General features: G+C 65.6%; 21 protein-coding genes. 17 read left to right on the plus strand and 4 right to left on the minus strand.

The window, feature by feature from the left end; all coding sequences use genetic code 11:
• The first annotated feature begins 117 nt into the window (after positions 1-117).
• The 12 genes from LWC34_RS04390 to LWC34_RS04445 all read left to right on the plus strand — a co-directional run bounded on the left by LWC34_RS04390 (position 118) and on the right by LWC34_RS04445 (position 15,663).
• Positions 118-1,056, plus strand: a complete 939-nt coding sequence (locus LWC34_RS04390; protein ID WP_233723105.1) for an amidohydrolase family protein — start codon at positions 118-120, stop codon at positions 1,054-1,056.
• Complete coding sequence (locus LWC34_RS04395) at positions 1,053-1,835, plus strand: alpha/beta fold hydrolase (protein ID WP_233723106.1); 783 nt, start codon at positions 1,053-1,055, stop codon at positions 1,833-1,835. Before LWC34_RS04390 ends, LWC34_RS04395 begins: the two co-directional genes overlap by 4 nt.
• Positions 1,832-2,707 carry an FAD binding domain-containing protein gene (locus tag LWC34_RS57910; protein WP_233723107.1) on the plus strand — a complete coding sequence of 292 codons (876 nt, stop codon included), beginning with the start codon at positions 1,832-1,834 and terminating at the stop codon, positions 2,705-2,707. Before LWC34_RS04395 ends, LWC34_RS57910 begins: the two co-directional genes overlap by 4 nt.
• The gene (locus tag LWC34_RS04405) at positions 2,704-3,165 is read left to right on the plus strand and encodes a (2Fe-2S)-binding protein (RefSeq protein WP_233723108.1); all 462 of its coding nucleotides are present in this window, start codon (positions 2,704-2,706) and stop codon (positions 3,163-3,165) included. The genes LWC34_RS57910 and LWC34_RS04405 overlap by 4 nt, the downstream gene beginning before the upstream one ends.
• The gene (locus LWC34_RS04410; protein WP_233723109.1) at positions 3,162-5,492 is read left to right on the plus strand and encodes a xanthine dehydrogenase family protein molybdopterin-binding subunit; all 2,331 of its coding nucleotides are present in this window, start codon (positions 3,162-3,164) and stop codon (positions 5,490-5,492) included. The genes LWC34_RS04405 and LWC34_RS04410 overlap by 4 nt, the downstream gene beginning before the upstream one ends.
• Entirely contained in the window at positions 5,486-6,079 is a 594-nt protein-coding gene (locus LWC34_RS04415) for an SRPBCC family protein (RefSeq protein ID WP_233723110.1), read from the plus strand. Before LWC34_RS04410 ends, LWC34_RS04415 begins: the two co-directional genes overlap by 7 nt.
• Positions 6,080-7,399: 1,320 nt before the next feature.
• Entirely contained in the window at positions 7,400-8,752 is a 1,353-nt protein-coding gene (locus LWC34_RS04420; RefSeq protein ID WP_233723111.1) for an MFS transporter, read from the plus strand.
• A 202-nt stretch (positions 8,753-8,954) separates the two neighbouring features.
• The gene (locus tag LWC34_RS04425; protein ID WP_233723112.1) at positions 8,955-9,260 is read left to right on the plus strand and encodes a hypothetical protein; all 306 of its coding nucleotides are present in this window, start codon (positions 8,955-8,957) and stop codon (positions 9,258-9,260) included.
• 11 nt (positions 9,261-9,271) lie between these two features.
• The gene (locus LWC34_RS57915) at positions 9,272-9,424 is read left to right on the plus strand and encodes a cation transporting ATPase C-terminal domain-containing protein (protein ID WP_233723113.1); all 153 of its coding nucleotides are present in this window, start codon (positions 9,272-9,274) and stop codon (positions 9,422-9,424) included.
• Positions 9,425-9,635: 211 nt separating this feature from the next.
• Complete coding sequence (locus LWC34_RS04435; protein WP_233723114.1) at positions 9,636-10,589, plus strand: Acg family FMN-binding oxidoreductase; 954 nt, start codon at positions 9,636-9,638, stop codon at positions 10,587-10,589.
• Positions 10,590-10,699: 110 nt separating this feature from the next.
• Positions 10,700-13,066 carry a phosphoketolase family protein gene (locus LWC34_RS04440; protein WP_233723115.1) on the plus strand — a complete coding sequence of 789 codons (2,367 nt, stop codon included), beginning with the start codon at positions 10,700-10,702 and terminating at the stop codon, positions 13,064-13,066.
• Positions 13,063-15,663: a bifunctional acetate--CoA ligase family protein/GNAT family N-acetyltransferase gene (locus LWC34_RS04445; protein WP_233723116.1), complete on the plus strand. Its 2,601-nt coding sequence runs from the start codon at positions 13,063-13,065 to the stop codon at positions 15,661-15,663. The genes LWC34_RS04440 and LWC34_RS04445 overlap by 4 nt, the downstream gene beginning before the upstream one ends.
• 127 nt (positions 15,664-15,790) lie before the next feature.
• Here the strand turns inward: LWC34_RS04445 and LWC34_RS04450 are convergent, their stop codons facing one another.
• Both LWC34_RS04450 and LWC34_RS04455 read right to left on the minus strand, forming a co-directional pair.
• Positions 15,791-16,096: a pyridoxamine 5'-phosphate oxidase family protein gene (locus LWC34_RS04450; protein ID WP_233723117.1), complete on the minus strand. Its 306-nt coding sequence runs from the start codon at positions 16,094-16,096 to the stop codon at positions 15,791-15,793.
• A gap of 40 nt (positions 16,097-16,136) precedes the next feature.
• Complete coding sequence (locus LWC34_RS04455; RefSeq protein WP_233723118.1) at positions 16,137-16,979, minus strand: universal stress protein; 843 nt, start codon at positions 16,977-16,979, stop codon at positions 16,137-16,139.
• 134 nt (positions 16,980-17,113) lie between these two features.
• Here LWC34_RS04455 and LWC34_RS04460 point away from each other — a divergent pair, with 134 nt between their 5' ends.
• The gene (locus LWC34_RS04460) at positions 17,114-17,560 is read left to right on the plus strand and encodes a universal stress protein (RefSeq protein ID WP_233723119.1); all 447 of its coding nucleotides are present in this window, start codon (positions 17,114-17,116) and stop codon (positions 17,558-17,560) included.
• Position 17,561: 1 nt separating this feature from the next.
• The gene (locus LWC34_RS04465) at positions 17,562-18,188 is read left to right on the plus strand and encodes a CBS domain-containing protein (RefSeq protein ID WP_233723120.1); all 627 of its coding nucleotides are present in this window, start codon (positions 17,562-17,564) and stop codon (positions 18,186-18,188) included.
• A 69-nt stretch (positions 18,189-18,257) separates the two neighbouring features.
• On the opposite strand, the gene LWC34_RS04470 is transcribed toward LWC34_RS04465, so the two are convergent.
• Positions 18,258-18,911 carry a response regulator gene (locus tag LWC34_RS04470; protein ID WP_233723121.1) on the minus strand — a complete coding sequence of 218 codons (654 nt, stop codon included), beginning with the start codon at positions 18,909-18,911 and terminating at the stop codon, positions 18,258-18,260.
• A gap of 165 nt (positions 18,912-19,076) precedes the next feature.
• On the opposite strand from LWC34_RS04470, the gene LWC34_RS04475 reads away from it, so the two are divergent.
• Together LWC34_RS04475 and LWC34_RS04480 are read left to right on the plus strand one after the other, a co-directional pair.
• Positions 19,077-19,964, plus strand: coding sequence for a universal stress protein (locus LWC34_RS04475; protein ID WP_233723122.1), 888 nt, complete (start codon positions 19,077-19,079; stop codon positions 19,962-19,964).
• A 12-nt stretch (positions 19,965-19,976) separates the two neighbouring features.
• Positions 19,977-20,840 (plus strand): universal stress protein, encoded by an 864-nt coding sequence (locus LWC34_RS04480; RefSeq protein WP_233723123.1) that lies wholly within the window; start codon positions 19,977-19,979, stop codon positions 20,838-20,840.
• A gap of 17 nt (positions 20,841-20,857) precedes the next feature.
• Here the strand turns inward: LWC34_RS04480 and LWC34_RS04485 are convergent, their stop codons facing one another.
• Positions 20,858-21,709 carry an IS5 family transposase gene (locus LWC34_RS04485; RefSeq protein ID WP_233723124.1) on the minus strand — a complete coding sequence of 284 codons (852 nt, stop codon included), beginning with the start codon at positions 21,707-21,709 and terminating at the stop codon, positions 20,858-20,860.
• A gap of 185 nt (positions 21,710-21,894) precedes the next feature.
• Here LWC34_RS04485 and LWC34_RS04490 point away from each other — a divergent pair, with 185 nt between their 5' ends.
• The gene (locus LWC34_RS04490) at positions 21,895-23,472 is read left to right on the plus strand and encodes an IS1182 family transposase (RefSeq protein WP_233723125.1); all 1,578 of its coding nucleotides are present in this window, start codon (positions 21,895-21,897) and stop codon (positions 23,470-23,472) included.
• Positions 23,473-23,705: the final 233 nt, after the last annotated feature.

The following is a 23,705-nucleotide window of genomic DNA, read 5'->3' on the forward strand; positions in this document are numbered from 1 at the left end:
ACCCATCGGAACACGCGAACCGGCACGAAAGCCATAGCCGGGCTGTCAGGTCTGCTTACCGCAGGGGAAAGGAAAGCTCGCTGGTCCTGCGGTGTCGGGAAACCTAGCGTCAGAGCCATGAACGAGGTCATCGACGCGCACGCACACATAGTGCCCGAGTCGTTGCTCACCGATTCCGCGTTCCGCCGGACCGACAAGGGCTGGGTGTTCTCGGCGCCCGGGATCGGCGAGACCCGGCCGATCGGCCCTCGGATGACCAATGTGGACGCTCGCAGATCATGGCTCGCCGACACCGGCGTGACCAGACAGATCCTGTCGCCGTGGCTGGACATCCAGGAGAACGGCCGTGACTGGGCGTTGCGGCTCAACGACGCCATGTGTGAATCGGCCGACGAGCTCGGCACAGCCGCACTGGCCAGTGTGGACACCACTGATGCCGACCAGGCCGCACAGGACCTCGTCGATGCGATCAACGTGCCGCAGCTGGTCGGCCTGATGCTCAGCACGGATCCGTTGAACGGCCCGCCGCTGCACTCGGACCATTACGCTCCACTGTGGATGGCAGCGGTCGAGCACCAGGCGCCGATCATGCTGCACCCGTCGACGTGCGGACCGCATGGTGGGCTTGGCAACGTCCACGGCCGTCTGGTCGACAACACACTCGCGCTGGGCAACCTGATCCTGAACGGTGTGTTCGACCGATTCCCCGGCTTGCAGCTGCTCGCTGTGCACGGCGGCGGTTTCCTTCCGTACCAGGCAGGCAGGCTCGACGGCGGCTATCGCACCGGCGAGACCAAGGTCGCTGATCTGGAGCGCGGCCAGCCTTCGGCATACCTGCAGGACTTCTACTACGACACCGTGGCGCTCACCGCGCCCGCGATCGCATTCCTCACCGAGAACGTCGCACCCGGCCGCGTCATGCTGGGCAGCGACTACCCATTCGCCATCGGCGACCCACAACCCGCCACCACTGTGCGGAACGCCGCGCTTACCGAGCACTTGACCGACTCGGTGATGCGCGGCGCCGCCGTCGACCTCTTCGGGAAGATCTCATGAGCCCGCCGCTGAGGCTTTCCGCAGCCACGAAAACCGGCCAACTATCCGTATTGCGTTGGGGCGCGGGAGAACCGCTGGTTCTGCTGCACCCGTTGGCGAGTGCGGGCGAGCTGTGGCAACCCGTTGCCGATCGACTGGCCGGGCATGCCGTGTATGCGCCTGACTTGCGTGGTCACGGTTTCAGCAGCTGGGACGGTGAGCCGTTCGCCATCGCGGACATGGCTGACGACCTGGCCCAAGCCATGGACACCCTGGCGCTGCCCACGGTGAACCTGCTCGGCATGTCGATGGGTGGCAGTGTCGCGGTCACGTTCGCGGGCATGTACCCGGACCGGGTTCGTTCGTTGATCCTGGCTGACGCGACCGCGTGGTACGGCGCGGACGCACCGGAGGTCTGGGCCGAACGGGCACGCAAGGCGAAAGCCGTGCCGCGGGCCGACCAGATCCCGTTCCAGCTGGATCGCTGGTTCTCCCCGCAGTTCGCGGACACGCCGGAGGCCAAGCGCGCCGCCGACATCTTCCTGAAGCAGAACAGCGATGCGCACGCCGCGGCGTGCATCGCCATGGGAGCCATGGATTCCCGGCCACTGCTGTCCTCGATCACAGCGCCGACGCTGATCATGGTCGGTGAGCACGACTACGCCACTCCGCCGGAGATGTCGGCCGAGTTGCACGAGAACATCGCAGGCTCCACCCTGCGGATCCTGCCGGGACTACGGCACATGACGTTCATCGAGCAGCCGGAGCTGGCTGATGTCGTTGCCAGGGAGGCGTTGTGAAACCGGCCCCGTTCACGTACCACGCGCCGCGTTCGCTTGACGAGGCCCTGTCGCTGTTGTCCGACCTCGGTGACGATGCCAAGGTGCTTGCCGGTGGGCAGAGTCTGATGCCCATCCTGAACTTCCGGCTGACCCGATTCGAGCACCTGATCGACATCAACCGGATCGGCGCGGAGTTCAGCCGGCCCAAGGACAACGGCGACACGGTCACGATCCCCGCGCTCGTCCGGCAACGGACCGCCGAGCGTTCCCCGGAGATCGCCATGGCCACGCCGATCTTCGGTCAGGCGCTCAAGCAGGTCGCGCATCCGCAGATCCGCAACCGTGGCACGGTCTGCGGCAGCCTCGCCCACGCCGACCCCGCCGCGGAGTTGCCGAGTGTCGTGTCCGTTTTGGACAGCACGTTCACTCTCGCCTCCGCCCGCAGGACCCGTGAGGTCGATGTCGCGGACTTCTTCCAGTTCCACCTGACCACGGCGATCGAGCCGGACGAGATGCTCACCGGAGTGACCTTCCGCAGGCCCAAACCGGGTACCCACACGGCATTCCACGAGTTCGCCACCCGCAAAGGCGACTTCGCGCTCGCGGGTGTCGCCGTCGCGGCAACTGTGGACACTTCAGGCGCGGTCACCGACTGTCGGATCGCCGCGGCCGGAGTCGCTCCGACGCCGCAGCGACTGACCGAGGCCGAGAACCTGCTGATCGGTTCCACATTGGACTCCCAGGCGCGTGCCGCCGCCGCTGAGGCCGCTCGCGCCACAGTCGATCCGACCGGCGACATCCACGCGTCCGCGGAACACCGGCGGCGGCTGACCGGAGTGCTCGTCCTGCGTGCGCTGGTCGATGTCGCCAGGCAAGGAGGCAAGCCATGACCCACCCGATCAAGGTGACGGTGAACGGAACGACCCATCACGACGAGGTCGACAGCCGTCTCACCCTGGCTGACTTCCTGCGTGAGCGTCTGCGGCTGACCGGGACCCACCTTGGTTGCGAACACGGCGTTTGCGGGGCGTGCACGGTGATCCTGGACGGGGCCGCGGTCCGCTCCTGCCTGATGCTTGCCGTTCAGGCTGACGGCAGCGAGCTGGAGACGGTGGAGAGCCTTGCGTCCGAGGACGGTGAGCTCGGCACGCTCCAGCAGGCCTTCAAGGACAACTACGCGCTGCAGTGCGGGTTCTGCACGTCAGGCTTCCTGATGAGCGTGACCGCGGCGTTGCGGGAAGGCCCGGTGCGCGACGAGGTGACCGCAAGGGAGGTGCTCAGCGGCAACATCTGCCGCTGCACCGGCTACCAGGGACTTGTGCGAGCAGTATTGGACGCGAGCGGATGACCATGATCGGAGCGGGCATCCCCCGCCGTGAAGACGACCGGCTGCTGACCGGCCGCGGCCGCTACCTCGACGACCTCGACATCCCCGGCGCACTGGCGGCCGCGTTCTTACGTTCACCGCACGCCCACGCCCGGATCAACGGCATGGACCTCACCGTCGCTCGTGCAGCGCCCGGTGTGGTCGCGGTGTTCAGCGGCGCGGACCTGATGGAAATTCAGAAACCGTTGGCGCCCAAGGTGTTGCACCCGGACCTGGACGACCGGCCACGGCTGCCGATGCCGCCGGAGGAGGTGCACTACGTCGGCGAGCCAGTCGCGGTCGTGATCGCCGAGAGCCGATACCTGGCCGAGGACGCGGTTGACCTGATTGAGGTGGACTACGAGGTCCTGCCTGCGGTCGCGTCGACCGCCGCAGCGCTCGCCGAGGGCGCGCCAACCGCGCACTCGACCGCGTCCAGCAACGTCGCTGTCCGGATCAAGCAACGGTCCGGCGACGCCGAGCGTGCACTCGCCGAGGCGCCGCACACGTTGTCCGAGGAGTTCTTCGTGATGCGCGGTGGTGCGCACTCGATGGAACCTCGTGCGGTCGCGGCCAGATTCGACCCGTCGATCAGCCAGGTGACCATCTGGGACACCACGCAGGCACCGCACTACGCGCGCCAGCAGCTGTCGATGATCTACGACATGGCCGAGGATGACATCCGGGTCATCGCCCCGCCGGACGTCGGCGGCGGGTTCGGCCCGAAAGCCCAGTTCTACGGCGAGGAAGTCGTCGTGCCGTGGGTCGCGATCAAGCTGGGCCGCACGGTCAAATGGGTCGAGGACCGGCAGGAGAACATGGTGAGCGCGATGATGGAGCGTTCGCAGACGCACCACATCGAGGTCGGTTTCGACAGCGACGGCAAGCTGCTGGCTCTGCGGGACTACGTGGAGCACGACCAGGGCGCTTACTGCGCGGGCTTGCAGGTCCCCTCGATCACGACCGCGACCGTGCCGGGGCCGTACAAGATCCCGAACATCTCGATCGACCTCGTCGCGTGCTACACCAATATGGTTCCGACGTCGTCGGTGCGTGGCGCGGGCCGCCCGCAGGCGGTGTTCGCGATGGAACGGATGATGGACCGGATCGCCGAGTACCTGGACATCGACCCAGCCGAGGTCCGCGCCCGCAACTTGATCAAGGCGGACGAGTTTCCGTACCAGGTGGGCATCATGTTCCGCGACGGTAGCCCGCTGACGTACGACAGCGGAGACTTCCCGGCGTTGCTGTCCGGCACTTTGGAGCGGCTCGACTACGCGGAGGCAAAGGCGTTCAGGGAAGGTGCCCGTGCCGAGGGACGTCACGTCGGCATCGGCCTCGCGGTATACGTCGAAGGATGCGGCCTGGGGCCATATGAGGGCGCCAAGATCCGGCTGACCAACCGGGGCAAGCTTCTCGTGACGATTGCCGCCGCGCCTCAGGGCCAGGGCTACGAGACGGTGTACGCCCAGATCGCCGCGGATGCGATCGGGATCGGGATGGAGCACATCTCGGTCGTCACCGGTGACACGTCCCGGATTCCGTTCGGGCAGGGCACATTCGCCTCCCGGATCACCGCGACGTGCGGTCCTGCCGTCTATCAGGCGGGTCAGCAGATGCGCGAAAGGCTGCTCGACACGGCGTCGAAGATCCTCGGTTCGGACGCACTCAGACTGGAGGGCGATCGGATCTCGCTGGATGGCGGCGACCAGGAGAAGTCAGTGTCCCTTTTGGACATCGCAAGGGTGGCCAATATCGGCAAGCACGGCATCACCCTGCCTGCCGGAATCAAGCCCGGTATCGAGACATCCAGCTACTTCGCCCCGGCCAGGGCCGCTTACGCCAGTGGTGCGCACGCGGCCATGGTAGAAGTCGACCCGGACACCGGCGGTGTGACTGTGCTGAGATACGTCATCGGGCACGACTGTGGGACCGTGATCAACCCGCGCCTGGTGGACGGTCAGGTGATCGGCGGGTTCGCGCACGGCATCGGCAACGCGCTGTACGAGGACACGGTCTACGACGCCGAAGGGCAGCCCCAGACCGCGAGTTACTTGGACTATCCGCTGGTGTCGGCGGTGGAGGTGCCGCCGGTGGAACTGTTTCACATCCAGTCGCCCAGCCCGTTGAACCCGCTGGGCGCCAAAGGCGCGGGGGAGGGCGGCACGATCCCGGCCCCGGCCGCCATCGCCGGGGCCATCGAGGACGCGCTGCGGCCGTTGCGGGCCCGCATCAACTGTGCCCCGGCAACGCCCGGCCGGGTGATGGACGCGGTACTCGCCGCGCTGGAAGGAAATCCCCGATGCTGATCGAGAACTCGTTTGACATAAGCGCTTCACCAGACCGGGTCTTCGAGTTCCTGCAGGACCCGCACAACGTGGCCGCGTGTTTCCCGGGTGCGGAGCTGACCGAGGACCTGGGCGGAGACTCGTACCGCGGCAAGGTCAAGATCAAGGTGGGGCCGCTGTCCGCGGCTTACGCGGGCACCGCCACGATCGTCTCCTGTGACCCCGCGACCCGGGTTGCCGTCCTGCTCGCCGAGGGGAAGGACGCCCGTGGTTCCGGCTCGGCGCGGGCGGAGGCGAAGATGCAGGTCAGGGCGAAGGAGGGCGGTTCGACCGTCACCTTTGCCACCGAGCTGACCATCTCGGGTAAATTGGCTCAGTTCGGCCGCGGCATCATGGCCGACGTCTCCAACCGGATGATCGCCGAGTTGGCCGAGCAGGTCCGAACCCGGATAGACACCGCTCAGTTGCCCCATGAAGCCGAGGCTGTGTCCGCTCCACCGTCGCCCCCGCCAATGAAGGCGTCCAGCATCATCAAGGCGATGATCGCCGGGTGGTTCGGCCGGCTGCGCGGCAGGTTCCGGTCGAAGTCCGGTTCGCCCCAGGCGTGACAATGACGCAGGCCTGGCGTTTGACCGTGCGCTAGCTGATCGCCAGCCGTGAGCTGACGGCGTGGACGTTATCGCGAGCAGCGTCTGGCCGCAGTCACGAAGTCCACATCGGACGGTCCAAGTCCGGCCAGTTCAGTCGGCCACGGCCGGTCCGACAATGTCGTCGCGGCGGTACGGGTTGCCGATTCCTATGACCACTGTGGACTTATTGGTCGTGCCGCAGGTGTCCTGAACTGCACTGAAGTGCTTGGAGTGGAACCGGTTTTGACGTCGGGGTTCTCTGTCCTGCTGATAACGGTCCTTTGTGGACTAGGCTGGGGGGCAAGGGGGCGCGGGTTCAAATCCTGTCGTTCCGACGGTCGCAAGAAAGCCCTCTGGCTTGGTGGAAAACCAGGTCAGAGGGTTTCTTTCGTTCGGTGACTGGATCATGACCGAGATCGTTTGTGGACCTTTTGCAATGTCAGTCACGGGTGTGAGAGTGCCCACATCGTCATTCCACGGCTGTATGCCGTGGCCGTGACGGCCAGCCCGATAGCGAGCAATGGCAATGGAACCCCGTTAGGGCGAGACAGCGGCAGCCATACGAACCCGAGACCGGCACAGGTCGCCCTGACGTTCCCAACAAGAGAACCGCGGAACTTTGTCAGCGTTGGCCGTGCTGAACCTCGGCAACATCGGTTTGGCGCGCTCCCTGGTCATTCTTGGCACGGGGAAGCCATGCACAGCCATGGCCTGTGAACCGGAAGACGAGCCGTTCGTCGATGCGTGGTCAAGGTATGAGAATCAGGCGGACTGGATTGTTCACCTTTTCCGCTAGTTGGTGTACCGCATTGGGTGCCGGTCGTCGACTGCCTGTGAACGGAGCCACGCCACCCGATCGTAGCCGCATTGTCCTGCCGGGCACTATCATTCCGACTCTGCCTGGGTAGAAGTCCGCGCGGTCCCAATCGCGGCCGTTCCACGATTCGATGACCGTGCTGCCGTGCGTCACAAGCACCACCGTGAGGCGATCCGTGACCGACACGTCGAATCGTCCGGCTGTCGAATCGTTCAGATGAGTTCATGCGAAACTGCCGCGCCGGAAGCGCGTTGTCCGGTTCCTGTTGTACGTACTTCTATCATGGACAGGTGCCGACGCGTCTTAGCCCTTGCGCTGCAACGACTTTGCTGAAATTGCCGAAGAGTCCAGCAATTCAGCGCATGCGGATGGCGACTTGTCGTCAGCGGGCTGGCTCGGCCATGGCCACCGCCCTACCATTCCGTCACGGTCGTAGACACGTCAACTGGCGCGTGTGTGCGATTCATGTGAAGGAGGTTCATTTGTCACACCAACAGGGCGACGAAGTTTCGCTCAACGTGGTGCGCGGTGTTCTTGGCAATCTTGTCGAATGGTACGACTGGTTCGTTTACGCTTCCTTCAGCATCTATTTCGCGGCCAGTTTCTTTCCGGCTGGAAATCTTACCGCCCAGTTGCTGTCCACGGCTGTGGTGTTCGCGGTCGGATTCCTGATGCGCCCGCTCGGCGGCTGGCTGCTTGGCCGGTACGCGGATCGGTTCGGTCGACGATCGGCGTTGACGTTGTCGGTGACGCTGATGAGCGTCGGCTCGTTGGCGATCGCGGTGACGCCGGGATACCAGACCATCGGCGTGCTCGCGCCGATCATTCTCGTTCTCGCGCGCCTGACCCAGGGCCTGTCGGTCGGTGGCGAGTTCGGATCCAGTGCGGCCTATCTGTCCGAGATCGCTCCGGCTGGCCGCCGAGGCTTCTACTCGAGCTTCCAGTATGTCTCGATCACCCTTGGCCAGCTCGCTGCGCTGTTTGTCATGATCATTATGCAGGCTTGGCTGACCGAGCAGCAGATGAGCGACTGGGGGTGGCGGGTGCCGTTCGCCATCGGCGCCATTGGCGGTCTGATCGTCATGTACCTGCGGCGCACGATGACCGAGTCTCGATATTTCGAAGAGGAAACGGCAAGCCGCTCAACGGACCGCGGCCGAGGCGGCCTGTCAACGTTGCTGACCGGGTACTGGCGGAGACTGATCGCCGTGTTCGGGCTCGCCATTGGCGGGACGGTAGCGTTTTACACATTCACAACATACCTGCAGAAATACATGGTCAACACCGCGGGCATCGCGAAGTCCACGGTGTCGGTCATCGGTTTCGCGGCACTATTCCTTTTCATGCTCATGCAGCCCGTCGTCGGCGCTCTGTCCGACCGGTGGGGCCGCAAACCGATCATGCTCGGCTTTTCGATCAGCGGAATGGTGCTGACCGTCCCGATCATGACCATCCTCGGCACCACCAGGAATCCGTGGATCGCCTTTCTGCTGATGACAACCGGACTGACGTTTCTCACTGGATACACCGCGCTGGCTGCGATCATCAAGGCCGAGATGTTCCCGACAAGTGTCCGTGCGCTCGGTGTCGGGCTGCCACACGCTCTGGTCGCCGCGACCTTTGGCGGAATGGCCGAGCCGATCGCGCTGGCGCTCAAGCAGATCGGCCATGAGAGCCTGTTCTTCTGGTGGGTTACCGGCTGCATTGCGCTGACCTTCATCGCCGCTGTCGTCGTTTCCGAACCCTCACGCAACTCCGCACTCGACACTCATCCATCCTTTTCGGACTCACCAGTGGGTCTTACTCCAGAAAAACACGGCAAGCCACAGCGTTAGCGCGCGGCGTGCTCCATGTGGCTATTGAGCACGTGGACTCAGCTCTTCGTTGTGCCTGGCGTCGCAGAAAGTCAGCAGTATCCACAAAAGTCACTACGAGATCGAGGATCTGCTCACGTTGAGTTCGCTGTGTTGCGTTGGGCTCGGGGAGACGGCTGGGCTTACCCAACCAGGGCTTTCACGAGGATCGTCGCTCAAGTCAGTGGCATTGGGTTCGATCCCCCGACCGGCGCCTGTTCGCCACACGTGGGAGCTTCGTCGCGCGAGCTATGTCAAGGTCTGGGCAGCGGCCGCGATCGGCATCAATGCCGAGCCGGAACTGCTGATCCAGAGCGACCGTGACGCTCTTTGGCGGCGCCGACCGTCCACATTGGCCTGGATCAAGGTCGGCACGCCGATTTGGGGGCGAAAACTCCAGTCTCATTTCGGCGCGACCTCGTACGCCAGGGTGATCGCACCCTACTTGGACATGGAGAGGCTCAGCGTTCAGGGCCTGGCCGACCCGTAACCTCGGCGTACGTGCCGGTGTTGAAAACCCTGTTCCACACCGCGCCGCTGGACGTCGGCGGGTGGCTGCTCATCCTTGCCGTGAGCGTGGCCGCGTTCGTCGTGGTCGAGGTGGACAAGCTGATCTGGCGGCGGCCGAAGGGGACTTTCGGCCCTATGTCGTGAGTCGATAGTCACTGAACTGGGCACGTTCTTTTCCGTCACAGTGCTGGTATGCGTGCGATGACGGTGAATCCGGGTTCGTCGAGCCTCAAGCTGTCCGGCTCGGTGGATCCCGGATTGCTCGTGTATTTGCTGGAACAGAAGATCATCAGTGCCGTGCACACCAGGAACAGGCCGAAATCGCGGTGGCCCGGATCAAGAAGGGAGTGGCGGCATGACATCTCCCCAGTGGCAGGACGCGCTGGAGGCGGCGATTCTGGCGCCGTCCCCGCACAACACGCAGCCGTGGCGATTCGAGGTCACCGGCGACCAGGTTGACGTTCTGCTGGACGAATCGCGTGTCTTGGCGGTCGCCGACCCAGGTGGTCGTGAGGCGCGGATGTCCTGTGGTGCCGCGCTGTTCAACTTGCGGATGGCGCTGCGGTCGCAGGGGCTTCCAGTACACGTTTGGCTCACGCCGGACGCTGACCGGCGAGATCTGTTGGCGCGGGTGCGAGTCAGCGGGCATCTCGCGGCAAGGGCTGACGAACTGGTGCTGTACAAGGCGATCCCGCGGCGGCGTACCAACAGGCGGCCGTTCCGGGACGACCCGGTGGGCGGCGACGTACAGATGGCTTTGCGGCAAGCGGCTTTGCATGAAGGTGCTCGGCTGGTTCTGTTGGTTCGGCCGCAACGATACGACGCGGTGTCCACGCTCTTGCGGTTCGCCGAGAACTCGCAGCGGCAGGACGTCGGCTTCCAGGATGAACTGTTGGCGTGGGTTGCCGAGGATCCGGACCGACTCGATGGGGTTCCGCCGTTGGCCAGCGGCCCGCCGCCACTCATCGAGCCGTTGGTTCTGCTGCGGCACTATGGTTCTGACGGTGACAAGCGGCCTAGGGAATACGAGCAGGAGCCGTTGCTGGGAGTGCTGTTGACCCATCGAGACGACGCTCGTGACCACATGCGCGCCGGCCAGGCCCTGCAACGGGTTCTGCTCACGGCCACGGCCGGTGAAGTCAGTACGTCGTTTTTGTCCGCGGCGGTCGAGAGGTCGGCGAGTCGCTCCGCGTTGACGTCCGTGCTCGGTGAGGAGGGCTATCCGCAGGCGGTCCTGCGTTTTGGCTACGGCTACCTGCCGCCGCACACCCGTCGTCGGCCGGTCGACGAAGTCAGCACTTGTTTGTGAGCACTGGAACAGGCCGAAAGGCCCGAGTTGGACAGGGCGCTCGGCAGTATCGGCGCCCTACGCCGTGCGGGCAGCGTTGGTGGCAAGCAACTTTTGACGGAAGGCACCTGATGACCGCCCAACCCCAGCTCACCGAGACGCGGTCGGTGACCGACACGATGCGCCGGATCGACGCCTGGTGGCGAGCGGCCAATTACCTGTCAGTCGGCCAGATCTACTTGATGGACAACCCGTTGCTGCGTGTGCCGCTCCAGCCGGAACATGTCAAACCGCGGCTGCTGGGGCACTGGGGGACGGTGCCGGGCATCACCCTGACCTACGCACACCTTAACCACCTGATCATGCGCGACGACGTCAACGCGCTACTTGTGACCGGGCCGGGACATGGTGCCGCGGGCCTCAATGCGGCCGCGTGGCTGGAGGGCACCTACTCCGAGCTGTACCCGCACGTCAGCCAGGACGAGGCGGGGATGCGGGAGTTGTTCCGTCAGTTCTCGTTCCCGGGCGGGGTGCCCAGCCACGCCTCGGCACACTTGCCTGGCTCGATCCACGAGGGCGGCGAACTCGGGTACGCCCTCGCGCACGCGACGGGAGCCGCGCTCGACAACCCGGAGCTGATCGTCGCGTGCGTCATCGGCGACGGCGAAGCCGAAACCGGGCCGCTGGCCACGAGTTGGCATGCGCCCGCCTTCCTCAACCCGGCGACCGACGGGGCGGTGTTGCCGATCCTGCACCTGAACGGCTACAAGATCGCCAACCCGACCGTGCTTTCCCGCCTGCCCAAGGATGACCTGGCGGCAATGCTGCGCGGCCACGGCTGGCGTGCGGTTGAAGTTTCCGGATCGGACCCGTTCGAGGTGCACGAGGCGTACGCCGAGGCGTTGGCGCAGTGTCTGGCCGACATCCGGCAGATCCAAAGCGACGCGCACCGCGGCATCCGCAGCCGGGCGACAGCGTGGCCCGTGCTCGTGCTGCGCACGCCCAAGGGGTGGACCGGGCCGCGGACCGTGGGCGGGCGCCAGGTTGAGGGATCGTGGCGGTCGCATCAGGTTCCGATCACTGACATCCGATCCGACCCGCATCGGCTGGCCCAACTGGAAAGCTGGCTGCGGTCCTACCAACCTGGCGAGCTGTTTGAAACCGACGGCACGCCCGCGCCGCTGGTGCGGCACTGGCACCCGTTGGGCGCCAGGCGGATGAGCGCCAATCCGATCGCACACGGCCAGGTGCAGCGTGATCTCAACTTGCCGGACTGGCATCGGTACACGGTGGACGTCGGCAAGACCGCTGAGTCGACCCGCGCTCTTGGCGGCTATCTCCGTGATGCGATGGTTCTCAATGTGGACAGCCTGCTGTACTTCGCGCCGGATGAGCACGCGTCCAACCGCCTGGGAGACGTTTTGGACGTGACGGGCCGCCGGTGGCAGTTGCCGATCGAACCGAACGATGAACACCTGGCTCGTGACGGCCGCGTTTTCGAGGTGCTGTCTGAGCACTTGTGCCAGGGTTGGCTGGAGGGTTACCTGCTGACCGGCAGGCATGGCTTGCTGTCGAGCTACGAGGCGTTCACGCACATCGTGGACTCGATGGTCGCGCAGCACGCCAAGTGGCTGCACACGTCCATGGACATTCCGTGGCGTCGTCCGGTACCGAGTCTGAACTACCTGCTGACCTCGCATGTGTGGCGACAGGACCACAATGGGGCGTCCCATCAGGATCCTGGGTTCATCGATCACGTCCTGAGCAAGCGCCCCGAGGTCGCCAGGGTCTACCTGCCGCCGGACGCCAATTCGCTGCTGACCGTGGCCGACCACTGCTTGCGGACACGCGGCCTGGTCAACGTGATCGTCGCCGGGAAGCAACCGGCACACCAGTACCTCACAGCGGATGAGGCACGCGCACACTGCGAGCAGGGTCTCGGCGTCTGGAGCTGGGCAAGCACCGATATCGATGGTGGCACTGATGTCGTGCTGGCTTGTGCCGGTGACGTGCCGACCCAGGAAACCCTTGCCGCCAAGGACGTTCTGCTCGAACTGGTGCCGGATCTGCGGATCCGCGTGGTGAACGTGGTCGATCTCGGCAGGTTGTTCTCGCCCGAGCAGCATCCGCACGGGATCAGCGACCGGGAGTACGGCGAGATCTTCACCCGGGACAAGCCGGTGATCTTCGCGTTCCACGGCTACCCGTGGCTGATCCACCGGCTGGCCTACCGTCGCCCTGGCCACGACAACCTGCACGTGTGGGGCTTCCACGACTACGGCACCACCACGACCCCGTTCGACATGTGCGTGCTCAACGAGCTCGACCGCTATCACCTCGCACTGGCCGCGCTGGAGCGTGTGCCGCGGCTGGACGGCCGGATCGGCCACCTGCGTCAAGAACTTCTCGGGCGCCTGGCCAAGCACCACGACCACATCCGCCGCACGGGTGAGGACCTGCCGGAGATCCGCGACTGGAAGCCGAGGAGGACAGAATGAGCGAGGTCCTGCTCACGGATGGGGCGATGGTGACGGTCCGGCAGTTGACCGCCGCCGATCACGACCAGGTTGTCGCGCTGCACAAGGCGATGCCGGACGAGGATCGCTACCTTCGGTTCTTCAGCATGTCCGTGCCGCCCATCGACATCTTCGTCACGAAGGTGCTCGATGAGAACGCCGGAGTCGGCGCGTTCGACGGTCACGTCTTGCTCGGTATGGCCGCGTACGTGGTGATCCAGGGAAGCGCACCGGTCACGGCCGATGTGGCGTTGGTGGTCGCGCATCAGGTGCAGCACCACGGGATCGGCACGCTCCTGCTTGAACATCTCGGCTCGCTCGCGCGTAGCCACGGCGTTCAGCGGTTCACAGCGGACGTGTTGCCGGGCAACTGGCGGATGCTCCGGGTGTTCTCGGACATGGGGCTGGCTGTCAGTACCAGGCCGAATTTCGACGTGATCAAGGTGGACATCGACCTCGTGCCGGGCGAGGGCTATCTCGACGCGGTCGCGGTGCGCGAACGGGTCGCGGCCACTGCGAGCCTACAACCCTTGTTCTGCCCCGATTCGGTCACGGTGATCGGGGCGGGTCGTAAGCCGGAATCCATCGGGCACGCCGTGCTGTCCAACATCCTGGCGGGCGGTTTCACCGGGATGGTCACCGCGGTCAATCCCCATGCTCGTGAAGTGCTGGGCGTTGCGTGCTATCCATCGGTCTCGGCGATACCGAACGCTCCCGATCTGGCAGTGACCTGTGTGCCCGCGGCCGCTGTCGCGGATGTGGCCGCCGAGTGTGGCCAGGTTGGTGTGCGGGCACTACTGGTAATCAGCTCCGGCTTGTCGACCAATCCGGTACAGGCCAAGCGGCTGCTGGACACCGTGCGTCAATACGGGATGCGGATGGTCGGTCCGAACTGCCTTGGCGTGGTGAACAGCGAAGTGCGGCTCGATGCGAGCTTCGCCGCCGGTGGTCTGAGCGCGGGCGAGGTCGGGGTGGTGACCCAGTCCGGCGGCATCGCGATCGCTTTGCTGGAGCAGTTGCGTCGGCTGGGGCTTGGTGTGTCGACCTTGGTGTCCACAGGTGACAAGTACGACGTGAGCGGCAACGACCTGCTGCACTGGTGGGAAAGCGATATTAGGACCAAGGTTGCCGTGCTGTACTTGGAATCCTTCGGCAATCCTCGAAAGTTCTCGCGACTGGCACGGCACTTGGCGCGCAGCAAACCGGTGTTGGCCATCCGTGCGGGCAGCACGGAAGCCGGTCAGCGCGCTGCCGCATCGCACACCGCGGCAACCGCGACGCCAGCAGTGCTGCGTGAGGCGCTGTTCCGGCAAGCCGGTGTGATCGCGGTGGATCGACTGTCCGAGCTGACCGGGACAATAGCGCTCTTGTCACGCCAGCCATTGCCGAACGGAAACCGCGTCGCCGTAATCAGCAATGCCGGTGGCGCAGGCGTGCTGGCTGCGGACGCATGCGTCCAGAATGGACTCATCATGCCCGCGCTTTCCGAGCGGACGCGCGGGGAACTCAAGAAGGTACTACCCGCGCTGGCGAGTGTGCACAACCCGGTGGACACGACCGCGGTGGTCGCCGACGAAATCTTCAACCAGGCGTTGCAGATCGTGCTTGACGATGACCAGGTCGACGCGGTGATCGCGATCGCCGCTCCAACCGCACTGGGTGATCCGTCGAGCGCGATCACTGCCGAGACGGACAAAACGCTGATCGCTGTGCGTCTCGACCAAGGCAACGTCGTGGACTGGCTGAACGGTCTGCCGTGCTTCGCCGATCCCGGAGCTGCCGCTGTCGCGTTGGGCCATGCCGCTGAACGGGCCACCTGGTTGCGTCGTCCGGCCGGACGAGTGCCTGATCTGCCTGCCGTGGACGCGACTGCCGCCCGGAAGGTGGTTCGAGACCACCTCGCGACTCATTCCCACGGCGAGTGGCTTGAGCCAGAACAGGTTGTGGCGTTGTTGCGCGCCTTTGGACTTCCGGTTCTCGGCGAGATGTTCGCACCGGACATGGAGACCGCGGTCGCCGCGCAGCGCGAGTTCGATGGCCCAGTCGCGATGAAAGCGGTGGCAGCTGGACTCTTGCACAAGAGTCGTGGTGGTGGAGTGCGCCTTGGACTGGCTGGTTCGGCGGAAGTCCGTGCCGCTTTCGAGGAGTTCTCTGGCCGTTTCGGGCCCGCGTTGCACGGTGTTGTGGTCCAGCCGATGGTCCAACCGGGACGGGAGCTGCTGATCGGCGTGACCAGTGATCCGACATTCGGCCCGCTGGTGGTTTTCGGATTGGGCGGCGTGGACACCGACATGCTCGACGACCGCACGGCCCGGCTGGTTCCGGTGACCGATGTGGACGCGGACGAGATGCTCGGTGCGATCCGCTCGGCGCGTGGTGTGTTCACGTCCGATGTGGACAAACAGCTGGTTCGTGATGTCCTGCTGCGAGTGGCAAGGCTGGCCGAGTTGCTGCCGGAGGTCGCGGAGCTCGACATCAACCCGCTGGTCGTCGGCCGGGATGGTGGCATCGTCGTCGATGCCCGTGTCCGGATCGAGCCGGTGCGGTACACGGATCCGTACCTGAGGAGGTTGCGATGACCAGTCGACGCTGGTGTCCTATTCGGATTGGTGTAGTCGGCGGCCGGAAATGGTCTCGATGCTCATCCGGAGGTAGAACTCCTTGACGCCCGGAGCCCACGAGCGCAGATCGAGATGGCGAGCGGCGTCAAGGTCCGCCGGGGCCGACACTCGAGTAGCGATTCCCACCGCCACGACACTCCACGCGTCGCGGATGGGGGAAGGTGTGGAATTCGTCCACCTCGAACGCCACCACGGTATTGATACCCGCGATGGCGAGCCTGGTGCGGGCGCCTGTCCTGATCACAAGAGTGCGCCCAAGGACGGCGAAATTCACTGGCAGGACGGCTGGCAGCGCTCGATCGTTGAACACGATCCGGCCGACCGGGGCGCCGGCCAGCAGCTGGAAGCACTCGGCTTCGTTCAGCACTTCCAGCCCCGCGGAGTCGACCATGGGCTTACAGTCCTGGCACCCGCCAGGACCCCGATAGGGCCTAAAGACCTGTCGCGTAGGGGCATTTGGTAGGTATGACCGCGACCGGGCAACTCGCCGTGCGGATCAGCGCCCGGCTCACCGATCCCAGCAGCAGACCGGATTTGGCTCCGCGCCCGTGTGTCCCGACCACGAGCAACTGGGCTTGCGTGGACTCGTCGCGCAGGACATCTCGTGCGTTGCCGATCGTGCAGACGACCCATGCGAGCACTGTGGGATGGCGGTCGTGGGCGTCGGCTAATGCTTCGGCGGCGACGTACAGGTGCGCACGTCGCTGCGCGGGAAGGGCGCCAGAGCCAGGCAGCGAGCTGCGACGCCAGGTGTGTATCGCACGCACACCGGCCGTGTGCTTTGCGGCGTAGTCGAAAGCGAAGGCCGCAGCCGCTTTGGAGACCAGCGAACCGTCCACTCCGAGTACGACCGGCGTGTGTTTCGACGGCACGGCACGTGCGATGATCACCGGGCATCGTGCCCGGGCCGCGACCTTGGCGCCGACCGAGCTCCGCAGCGGTGAGCGTCCGCGATTGCCGACGACGAGCATGAGCGCCTCGGCTGACCATCTGATCAGTACGTCGGCCGGGGCGCCGGGAGCGATGACCGACGAGACGAAGATGTCCTTGTTCATCGCCTGGACGACGGCGATCGCCTTGTCGACAAGGGCCTTGCCGGACGTTCGCGTCGTCTGCAGCAGCGGACCCCTGCCCACCGCACGCATCGGTGCGACCTCGCCTGCGTGCAGGATCAGCAGCGGGACCGCGCGGTGCGCGGCCTCCGCGATCGCCCATTCCAGTGCGATGTCGCTGTTTGGCTGACCGTTGACGCCGACCACGATCGGTTTGCTCATCGCATCAGGCTCGCCCAACACCGGATGCGCGGACAGGGCCGAACGGCACGTCCGGTCCGGGCGTTGGCCCCTATCGATCGTGGCCGCGCGACCGCGACAGTGGCAGCGGAACTTCAGGGAGAGGTGAGACGGAAATGGTTGAGCAGAACGGAACCCTGCCGATCGTGGTCGGCGTCGACGATTCGGATGCCGCGCGGCGGGCCCTCGCCTGGGCGATCGACGAGGCCGTCATCCGGCGCTGCCCGGTACACGCGGTGACGGTGTGGTCCGTCGACCCTGCGACGGACTTCGTCTGGACGCCCAGTGAGCAGAAGCGCGAGATCGCCGAGGAGAAGCTGTCCAGCACCGTTCGGCTTGCTGTCCAAGGGCGTGCCGAGGTGCCGACGATCGTCGAGCGCGCTGTCGAAGGTCCGCCGGCCAAGGCGCTCGTCGAGGCCGCTGAGGATGCCGCGATGCTCGTCGTCGCGACACACCGCGGTGAGCGCCTGCGCAAGGCATTGCTGGGGTCTGTCAGCGCTGCCTGCGTGCGTCACTCGGACGTTCCTGTGGTCGTGGTGCGTCCAGATCAGGGAGGAGCATGACATGCGCGCACGTGACGTGATGAGCACCGACTTGGTCACCGTCAAACCGTCCACGTCGGCCAAACAAGCCGCGAAACTTATGGTGGACAACGGTTTCACGACCCTGCCGGTAGTCGGCGCGGACGGTCGGATGGTCGGTGTGGTCACCGAGATCGACCTGTTGCGCGACCGGATCGGCGTTGATCCACGCGCGCTGATCCATCCCGATTGGCCGGTGCACGCAGTCGGACACGCAGTCGCGCGCACTGTTGACGCCGTCATGACGACAGAGGTGCTCACCAGAGGACCGAACGCCGACGCCGCGCAACTGGCCCGGGACATGCTGGATCACCACCTGCGTACGATCCCGATCGAGGACGAGGGCAAGCTGGTCGGCATCGTCACCCGCCGGGACCTTCTGCGTACGGTTGCCAGAGACGACGAGACGATTGTCCGGGATGTCCGGCGCCACCTGTGCCGAGCTTTCCGGCGCGGCGACTGGTCGGCCTCAGTCGTCGATGGAGTCGCGACTCTGATCGACGACTATGACAACGCCGCCGACCGGCACATCGCCGAAGTCATCGCGGGCGCGGTCCCCGGTGTGCTCGAAGTCCACGTGCGGGCCAGGTCCAATGCCGTGGTCCCGTAGGACTTCTGGCCCTGCTCGTCGGTAGGGGGCGGCTGAGGTCGGCACCTGGTTCGACGAGAGGGGCCACCGTCATGACTTGTTCTCGTCCCGCCGCCGGGTCGCGTAGACAGCGGCCTCGGTACGGCGTACGAACCCCAGCTTGTGCAGCAGCGAGGACACGTAGTTCTTCACCGTCTTCTCGGCGAGATACAGCTGTGCGGCGATTTGCCGGTTCGTCATGCCTTCGGCGATCAGGTCCAGGATGCGGCGCTCCTGCGGGCTGAGCGTCGCGTAGCGGGGGTCTTCCTCCTTGTCCTCGCCTTTGCGCAACCGGTTGAGCACCATCGCGGTGACGCCCGCGTCGAGCAGCGATCCACCGCTCGCGATGGTTCGGATCGCGCCGACCAAGTCGTTGCCGCTGACTTGCTTCAACATGTATCCGGCGGCACCCGCCATGATCGCGCTGAAGAGCGCCTCGTCGTCGGCATGCGAGGTCAGCATCAGACACGCTGGCGGCGGTTCGACAGCGGCCCGTATGTCGCGACAGACCGTGACGCCATCCCCATCCGGCAACCGCACGTCGAGCAGGGCCACATCGGGGCGCAGTGCGGGGATGCGGGCAACCGCCTGTGCGGCGGTTCCCGCTTCGCCAATGACTTCGATGTCGGGCTCGGCTTCCAGAAGCTGTCCCAGTCCGCGGCGAACGATCTCGTGGTCGTCGAGCAGGAACACCTTGATGGTCATCACCAACTCCTCCACGTCGCATCGCCGAGGCTACTCCGGAAGGCGGTACCGCCGAAGTAGGGCCGATCGGCCCTATCCGGGTGGGCCGGTGAGCACTGCCCAGACGGGTGCGCGACAGGGGAAGGTTTCACCAAGAGATGCCAACCGTCCTATATGGAGGAAGCGATGGCCACCGTGTTCGACCACCACCGGCCGATCATCGTCGGCATCGACGGCTCGGCGGCAGCGCTGGCCGCGGTTCGTTGGGCGGCGCGGGAAGCATCGGCACGCAAGCTGCCATTGACCCTCGTACACGTGCAACCCGGCCCGAGCCGGTACCACGACGCGAAAGTAGCGGCGGCGATGCGCCCGGTCCTGCGTGAGCAGGCGAAGAAGTGGTTGCACGAGGCGCTCGACGCGGCCTGTGCGGAAGTACCCGATCTGAATCCGACCATTGAGCTGCGAGACGCGGAGGTGGTCGCAGCGCTGCTCGAGATGTCCGCCGACGCGGCCATGGTCGTGCTCGGTGCGCGCGGCACCGGCGGGTTCACCGGCATGCTGGTGGGGTCGACCGCGACTTCCGTGGTCGCAGCCGCCTCTTGCCCGGTCACGGTCGTCCGCACACCCCAACTGGGCTCGTCGAAGACAGGCGGTCCGGTCGTGGTTGGTGTCGACGGGTCCCCGGCGAGCGAGGCGGCGATCAAGTTCGCCTTCGAGGAAGCCTCGCTGCGTGGTGCCTCGTTGATCGCGGTGCACACGTGGACCGAGGTGTACCTCGATCCCGAGCTGAACGTGGACCGGATCGCGTTCGACACGACGCTTCTTGAGGAGCGTGAGCACGAGCTGTTGGCTCAGCGGCTGGCTGGGTGGCAGGAGAAGTACCCGGACGTGCTGGTGACCCGTGTGGTCACGAAGGGCAGGCCGGTGCGGGCGCTGCTGGGCTACGACGAGCACGCTCAGCTGATCGTCGTCGGCAGCCGCGGCCTTGGCGGTTATCACGGAATGTTGCTCGGTTCCACGAGCCAAGCCCTCATGCACTACGCCCTGACGCCGCTCGCCGTCGTCCGTTGCTGAAGGAGAGAGTCCATGACCAAGCCCATTGTCGTCGGGATCGACGGCTCCGGCTCCGCGCAGCAGGCAGTCCGCTGGGCCGCGCACGAGGCTGCCTCTCGCAAAGCGCCACTGCGGCTCGTCCACGCGTGCATGGTGGTCTCGCATTACACCCTGATGACGTCGCCGAAGTCGGTGTCCGACGTCCTGGCTGACGAAGGCCGCGAGTGGTTGCGGTCGGCGTCTCAGATCGCGACCGGGGTAGCACCCCAGATCGAGGTGTCGCGCATCCTCGAGCACCAGGATCCGGCGACCGCGTTGATCGACGAGTCGGCGACGGCGCAACTGATGGTCCTCGGCTCACGCGGATTGGGCGGATTCACGGGCCTGCTGGTCGGGTCGGTTGCCACCAAGGTCGCTCAGCGCGGCGCGTGCCCGGTCGTCGTGGTCCGTGGCGAGGAGACGGACCGCACCGGCAAACCGATCGTGGTCGGCGTCGACGGCTCACCTGCCAGCGAGGCCGCCATCGAGTTCGGCTATGCGGAGGCCGCCCGGTTGAGTGCACCGCTGGTCGCTGTGCACGCCTGGAGCGACATGCTTCCGGTGTCGGCCTTCGCGATGGTGCCGCACGCGTTCGACTGGCCGGAGATCCAGACCGCGGAACTCGCGGTGCTCGGCGAGCGGCTGGCCAGGTGGCAGGAGAAGTACCCGGAGGTGTCCGTCGACCGGATCGTCGCCCAGGACCGGCCCGCGCACAGCCTGATCGAACAGGCACGGGACGCTCAGCTGGTGGTCGTCGGTTCGCGCGGCCGTGGTGGACTCGCGGGCTTGCTGCTCGGGTCGACCAGCCAGGCGCTGCTGCAGCACGCGCCCTGCCCGGTCGTCGTGGTCCGGCCTTAGAGGGCATCTGATCTTAGTTAGGCAAGAATGTCTGCTTTGGGTGGATCGTTTCGCCAGGTTTGGGTGGATTCCCCGGTCAGGGTGCGGCTCATTATGTTAGTCATCGCCCAGTGGACCATCGTGCGCGACCGCTGGGGCAGGGCTTCGTAGTCGCGCGCGAGTCGGCGGTGTTGCATCAGCCAGCCCAGACTGCGCTCCACTACCCACCGCCGGGGCAACACGTGGAATCCCTTGGCAGAAGGGCGTTTGACGACCTCAACCCGGATACCCCGCTGGGCTCCATGACGGATGACTGTGTTGTTGTAGCCGCCGTCCACCCATGCCGCCGACACGGTCGGATGCGCAGCGGCGAGATGATCGAGAACCTGTTGCCCGCCAGCGGAATCCTGCACCGACGCCGCGGTCACGATTACCGCCAGCAGCAGGCCGAGCACATCGGTGGCGATGTGCCGTTTGCGGCCCTTGATCTTCTTGCCCGCGTCGATACCCTGACTGGATTCGCTGACATTGCAGGAGGTTTTCACGCTCTGCGAGTCGATGATCGCCGCCGTCGGGGCAGCAGCGCGGCCTTTCGCGACGCGGACTTGGTCACGCAACAGGTCATGCAGCGTTTCCGTTGTGCCATCGGCTTCCCACTTGGCGTAGTAGTCATAAACCGTCTTGCAGGGCGGGAAGTCGTGCGGCAGATACTCCCAGGCGATCCCGGTCCGGCACACGTACAGGATCGCGTTCACGATCTCCCGCAAGTCATGCACGCGCATCACGGTTCCCGGCCCACGCCGGGCAGCACGCCACGCCGTCAGCGTTGGCTCGATCAACGCCCAGCGAGTATCGGACAAGTCGCTGCGGTACGCACGCCGGGACCCCACAAGTTGATCAAGGTATCAGCCGTCACCCGACACAGACATATCGCCCCAACCAAGATCAGATGCCCTCTTAGTGGTCACGATCGGAAGTCTGTCGGGGGTCTCGACGGCCCAGCTTCCCGCTAGGAGGCCGCTGAATAATCGGCGTGTCGCCCCAGGATGTGGGTTTGAGCTGGGAGAATCGTTTCATGCAGGGTGTGGAGCGTGGTGATCGGGAGCTGCTGGACGCGGAGGCGCTGGTCGGTCATCTGGTCCCGGCGGGGAGCATGTTCGCGTTCCTGGCCGGGCATCGCCGGAATCTGTTCCCCGATGGAGAGTTCGAGGATCTGTTCCCCTCGGGCAAGGGACGGCCCTCGATCCCGGCGTCGGTGATGGCCTCCATCCTGGTGTTGCAGACCCTGCATGATCTCTCGGATCGGGAGACCGCTGAGGCGGCCCGGTGTGACCTGCGGTGGAAGGTCGCGACCGGGATGGCATTGGACGACAAGGGATTCGACCCCTCGACGCTGGTGTACTGGCGCAAACGACTGGCCACCTCGGGGCGGCCGCATCGGATCAACGACGCGGTGCGCACGGTCGTCGAGGAGACCGGGATCCTGCGTGGCCGCCGCAAGCGGGCGGTGGATTCCACGATCCTGGCCGACGCGGTCGCCACCCAGGACACCATCACCCAGCTGATCTCGGCGATCCGGCGGGTGGATCGGCAGGTGCCCGGCGCGGCGGGGCAGATCGCGAAGGTGTGTACCGGCCATGACTACAGTCGGCCGGACAAGCCGAGGATCGACTGGGACGACCCGGCCGCCAAGGACGCGCTGGTCTCCGCGCTGGTCAACGATGCGAACGCGCTGGTGGCGGCGCTGGCCGATACCGAACTGGAAGGCGACGCGGAGTTCGCGTTGGCGTTGCTGGCGTTGGTCGCCGGTCAGGATGTCGAGCCCGCCGAGGGCAGTGACGGCACTGATGGGCGGTGGCGGATCGCCCGCAAGGTCGCCCCGGACCGGGTGGTGTCCACAGTGGATCCGGATGCGCGGCATACCCGCAAGTCCCCGGAGAACCGGCGGGACGGGTATCGGGCGCACGTGGCGGCCGAGCCCGAGACCGGGATCGTCACCGACGAGAAGGTGACCACGGCCGCCGGCACGGAGAACTCCGACCCCGCTGTGGCCGAGGAGTTCCTCGACGCCGAGGACGGCAAGCGCGCGTGGCACGGCGATTCCGCCTATGGCACAGGGGATCTACGCGGTGGGATCGACGATGCCGGGCATGAGGCGGTGATCAAGCCCAAGCCGCTGCGGGCTCCGGTCGAGGGCGGATTCACCGTGGACGACTTCACCGTGGACGACTTCACCGTGGACGAGCAAGCGGGCACGGTCACCTGCCCCAACGACATCACCCGCCCGATCAGCCGGACCCGGGTCGCCACCTTTGGCGCTCTCTGTCGTGCCTGCTCACTGCGTGCACAGTGCACCACGTCCAAGACCGGCCGTAAAATCGTTCTGCACCCACGAGATGACCTGCTGCGCCAAGCCCGACGCGACTGGGCGGACAAGCCCGAACTGCGCGAGAGCTACAGGACGTTCCGCCCCAACGTGGAACGGGTCATCTCCCAGATCGCCAGCCGCGGTGGCCGACGTCTCAAACTCCGATATCTAGGCACCGGCAAGAACAACGCCTGGCTCAAACGCCGCACCGCAGCCTTGAACCTCCGCAACCTCATCGGTCGCGGCCTGACCCATACGGCGGGCGCTTGGACCCTGGCTACCTGAGGGAAACCACGGCCCAACCCCCAGTCTTGGGGATTGTGAACCTCGTCGAGCAACCGCCCTGGGCTCCCTGAACGCCCAGCATCACCCATGAATCAGCAAGGCCCAGGTCCTCGCCTGCCATCACTCGGTGACAACCAACCCGCAAACCACCCTAATTCAGCGGCCTCCTAGCCAGATTTTCCTCTGGGCAGCACCGGCCGAAGGCGCCGGTACAACACCGGTACCGGCCCCTT

It is taken from the genome of Kibdelosporangium philippinense (genome assembly GCF_021390435.2).
Taxonomy (GTDB): Bacteria; Actinomycetota; Actinomycetes; order Mycobacteriales; family Pseudonocardiaceae; genus Kibdelosporangium; species Kibdelosporangium philippinense.

Bases quoted from the DNA above. Each gene is read 5' to 3' on its own strand.
- LWC34_RS04390 (WP_233723105.1), top strand. From the start codon at position 118: ATGAACGAGGTCATCGACGCGCACGCACACATAGTGCCCGAGTCGTTG.
- LWC34_RS04395 (WP_233723106.1), top strand. From the start codon at position 1,053: ATGAGCCCGCCGCTGAGGCTTTCCGCAGCCACGAAAACCGGCCAACTA.
- LWC34_RS04405 (WP_233723108.1), top strand. From the start codon at position 2,704: ATGACCCACCCGATCAAGGTGACGGTGAACGGAACGACCCATCACGAC.
- LWC34_RS04410 (WP_233723109.1), top strand. From the start codon at position 3,162: ATGACCATGATCGGAGCGGGCATCCCCCGCCGTGAAGACGACCGGCTG.
- LWC34_RS04415 (WP_233723110.1), top strand. From the start codon at position 5,486: ATGCTGATCGAGAACTCGTTTGACATAAGCGCTTCACCAGACCGGGTC.
- LWC34_RS04435 (WP_233723114.1), top strand. From the start codon at position 9,636: ATGACATCTCCCCAGTGGCAGGACGCGCTGGAGGCGGCGATTCTGGCG.
- LWC34_RS04440 (WP_233723115.1), top strand. From the start codon at position 10,700: ATGACCGCCCAACCCCAGCTCACCGAGACGCGGTCGGTGACCGACACG.
- LWC34_RS04445 (WP_233723116.1), top strand. From the start codon at position 13,063: ATGAGCGAGGTCCTGCTCACGGATGGGGCGATGGTGACGGTCCGGCAG.
- LWC34_RS04450 (WP_233723117.1), bottom strand. From the start codon at position 16,096: ATGGTCGACTCCGCGGGGCTGGAAGTGCTGAACGAAGCCGAGTGCTTC.
- LWC34_RS04455 (WP_233723118.1), bottom strand. From the start codon at position 16,979: ATGAGCAAACCGATCGTGGTCGGCGTCAACGGTCAGCCAAACAGCGAC.
- LWC34_RS04460 (WP_233723119.1), top strand. From the start codon at position 17,114: ATGGTTGAGCAGAACGGAACCCTGCCGATCGTGGTCGGCGTCGACGAT.
- LWC34_RS04465 (WP_233723120.1), top strand. From the start codon at position 17,562: ATGCGCGCACGTGACGTGATGAGCACCGACTTGGTCACCGTCAAACCG.
- LWC34_RS04470 (WP_233723121.1), bottom strand. From the start codon at position 18,911: ATGACCATCAAGGTGTTCCTGCTCGACGACCACGAGATCGTTCGCCGC.
- LWC34_RS04475 (WP_233723122.1), top strand. From the start codon at position 19,077: ATGGCCACCGTGTTCGACCACCACCGGCCGATCATCGTCGGCATCGAC.
- LWC34_RS04480 (WP_233723123.1), top strand. From the start codon at position 19,977: ATGACCAAGCCCATTGTCGTCGGGATCGACGGCTCCGGCTCCGCGCAG.
- LWC34_RS04490 (WP_233723125.1), top strand. From the start codon at position 21,895: ATGCAGGGTGTGGAGCGTGGTGATCGGGAGCTGCTGGACGCGGAGGCG.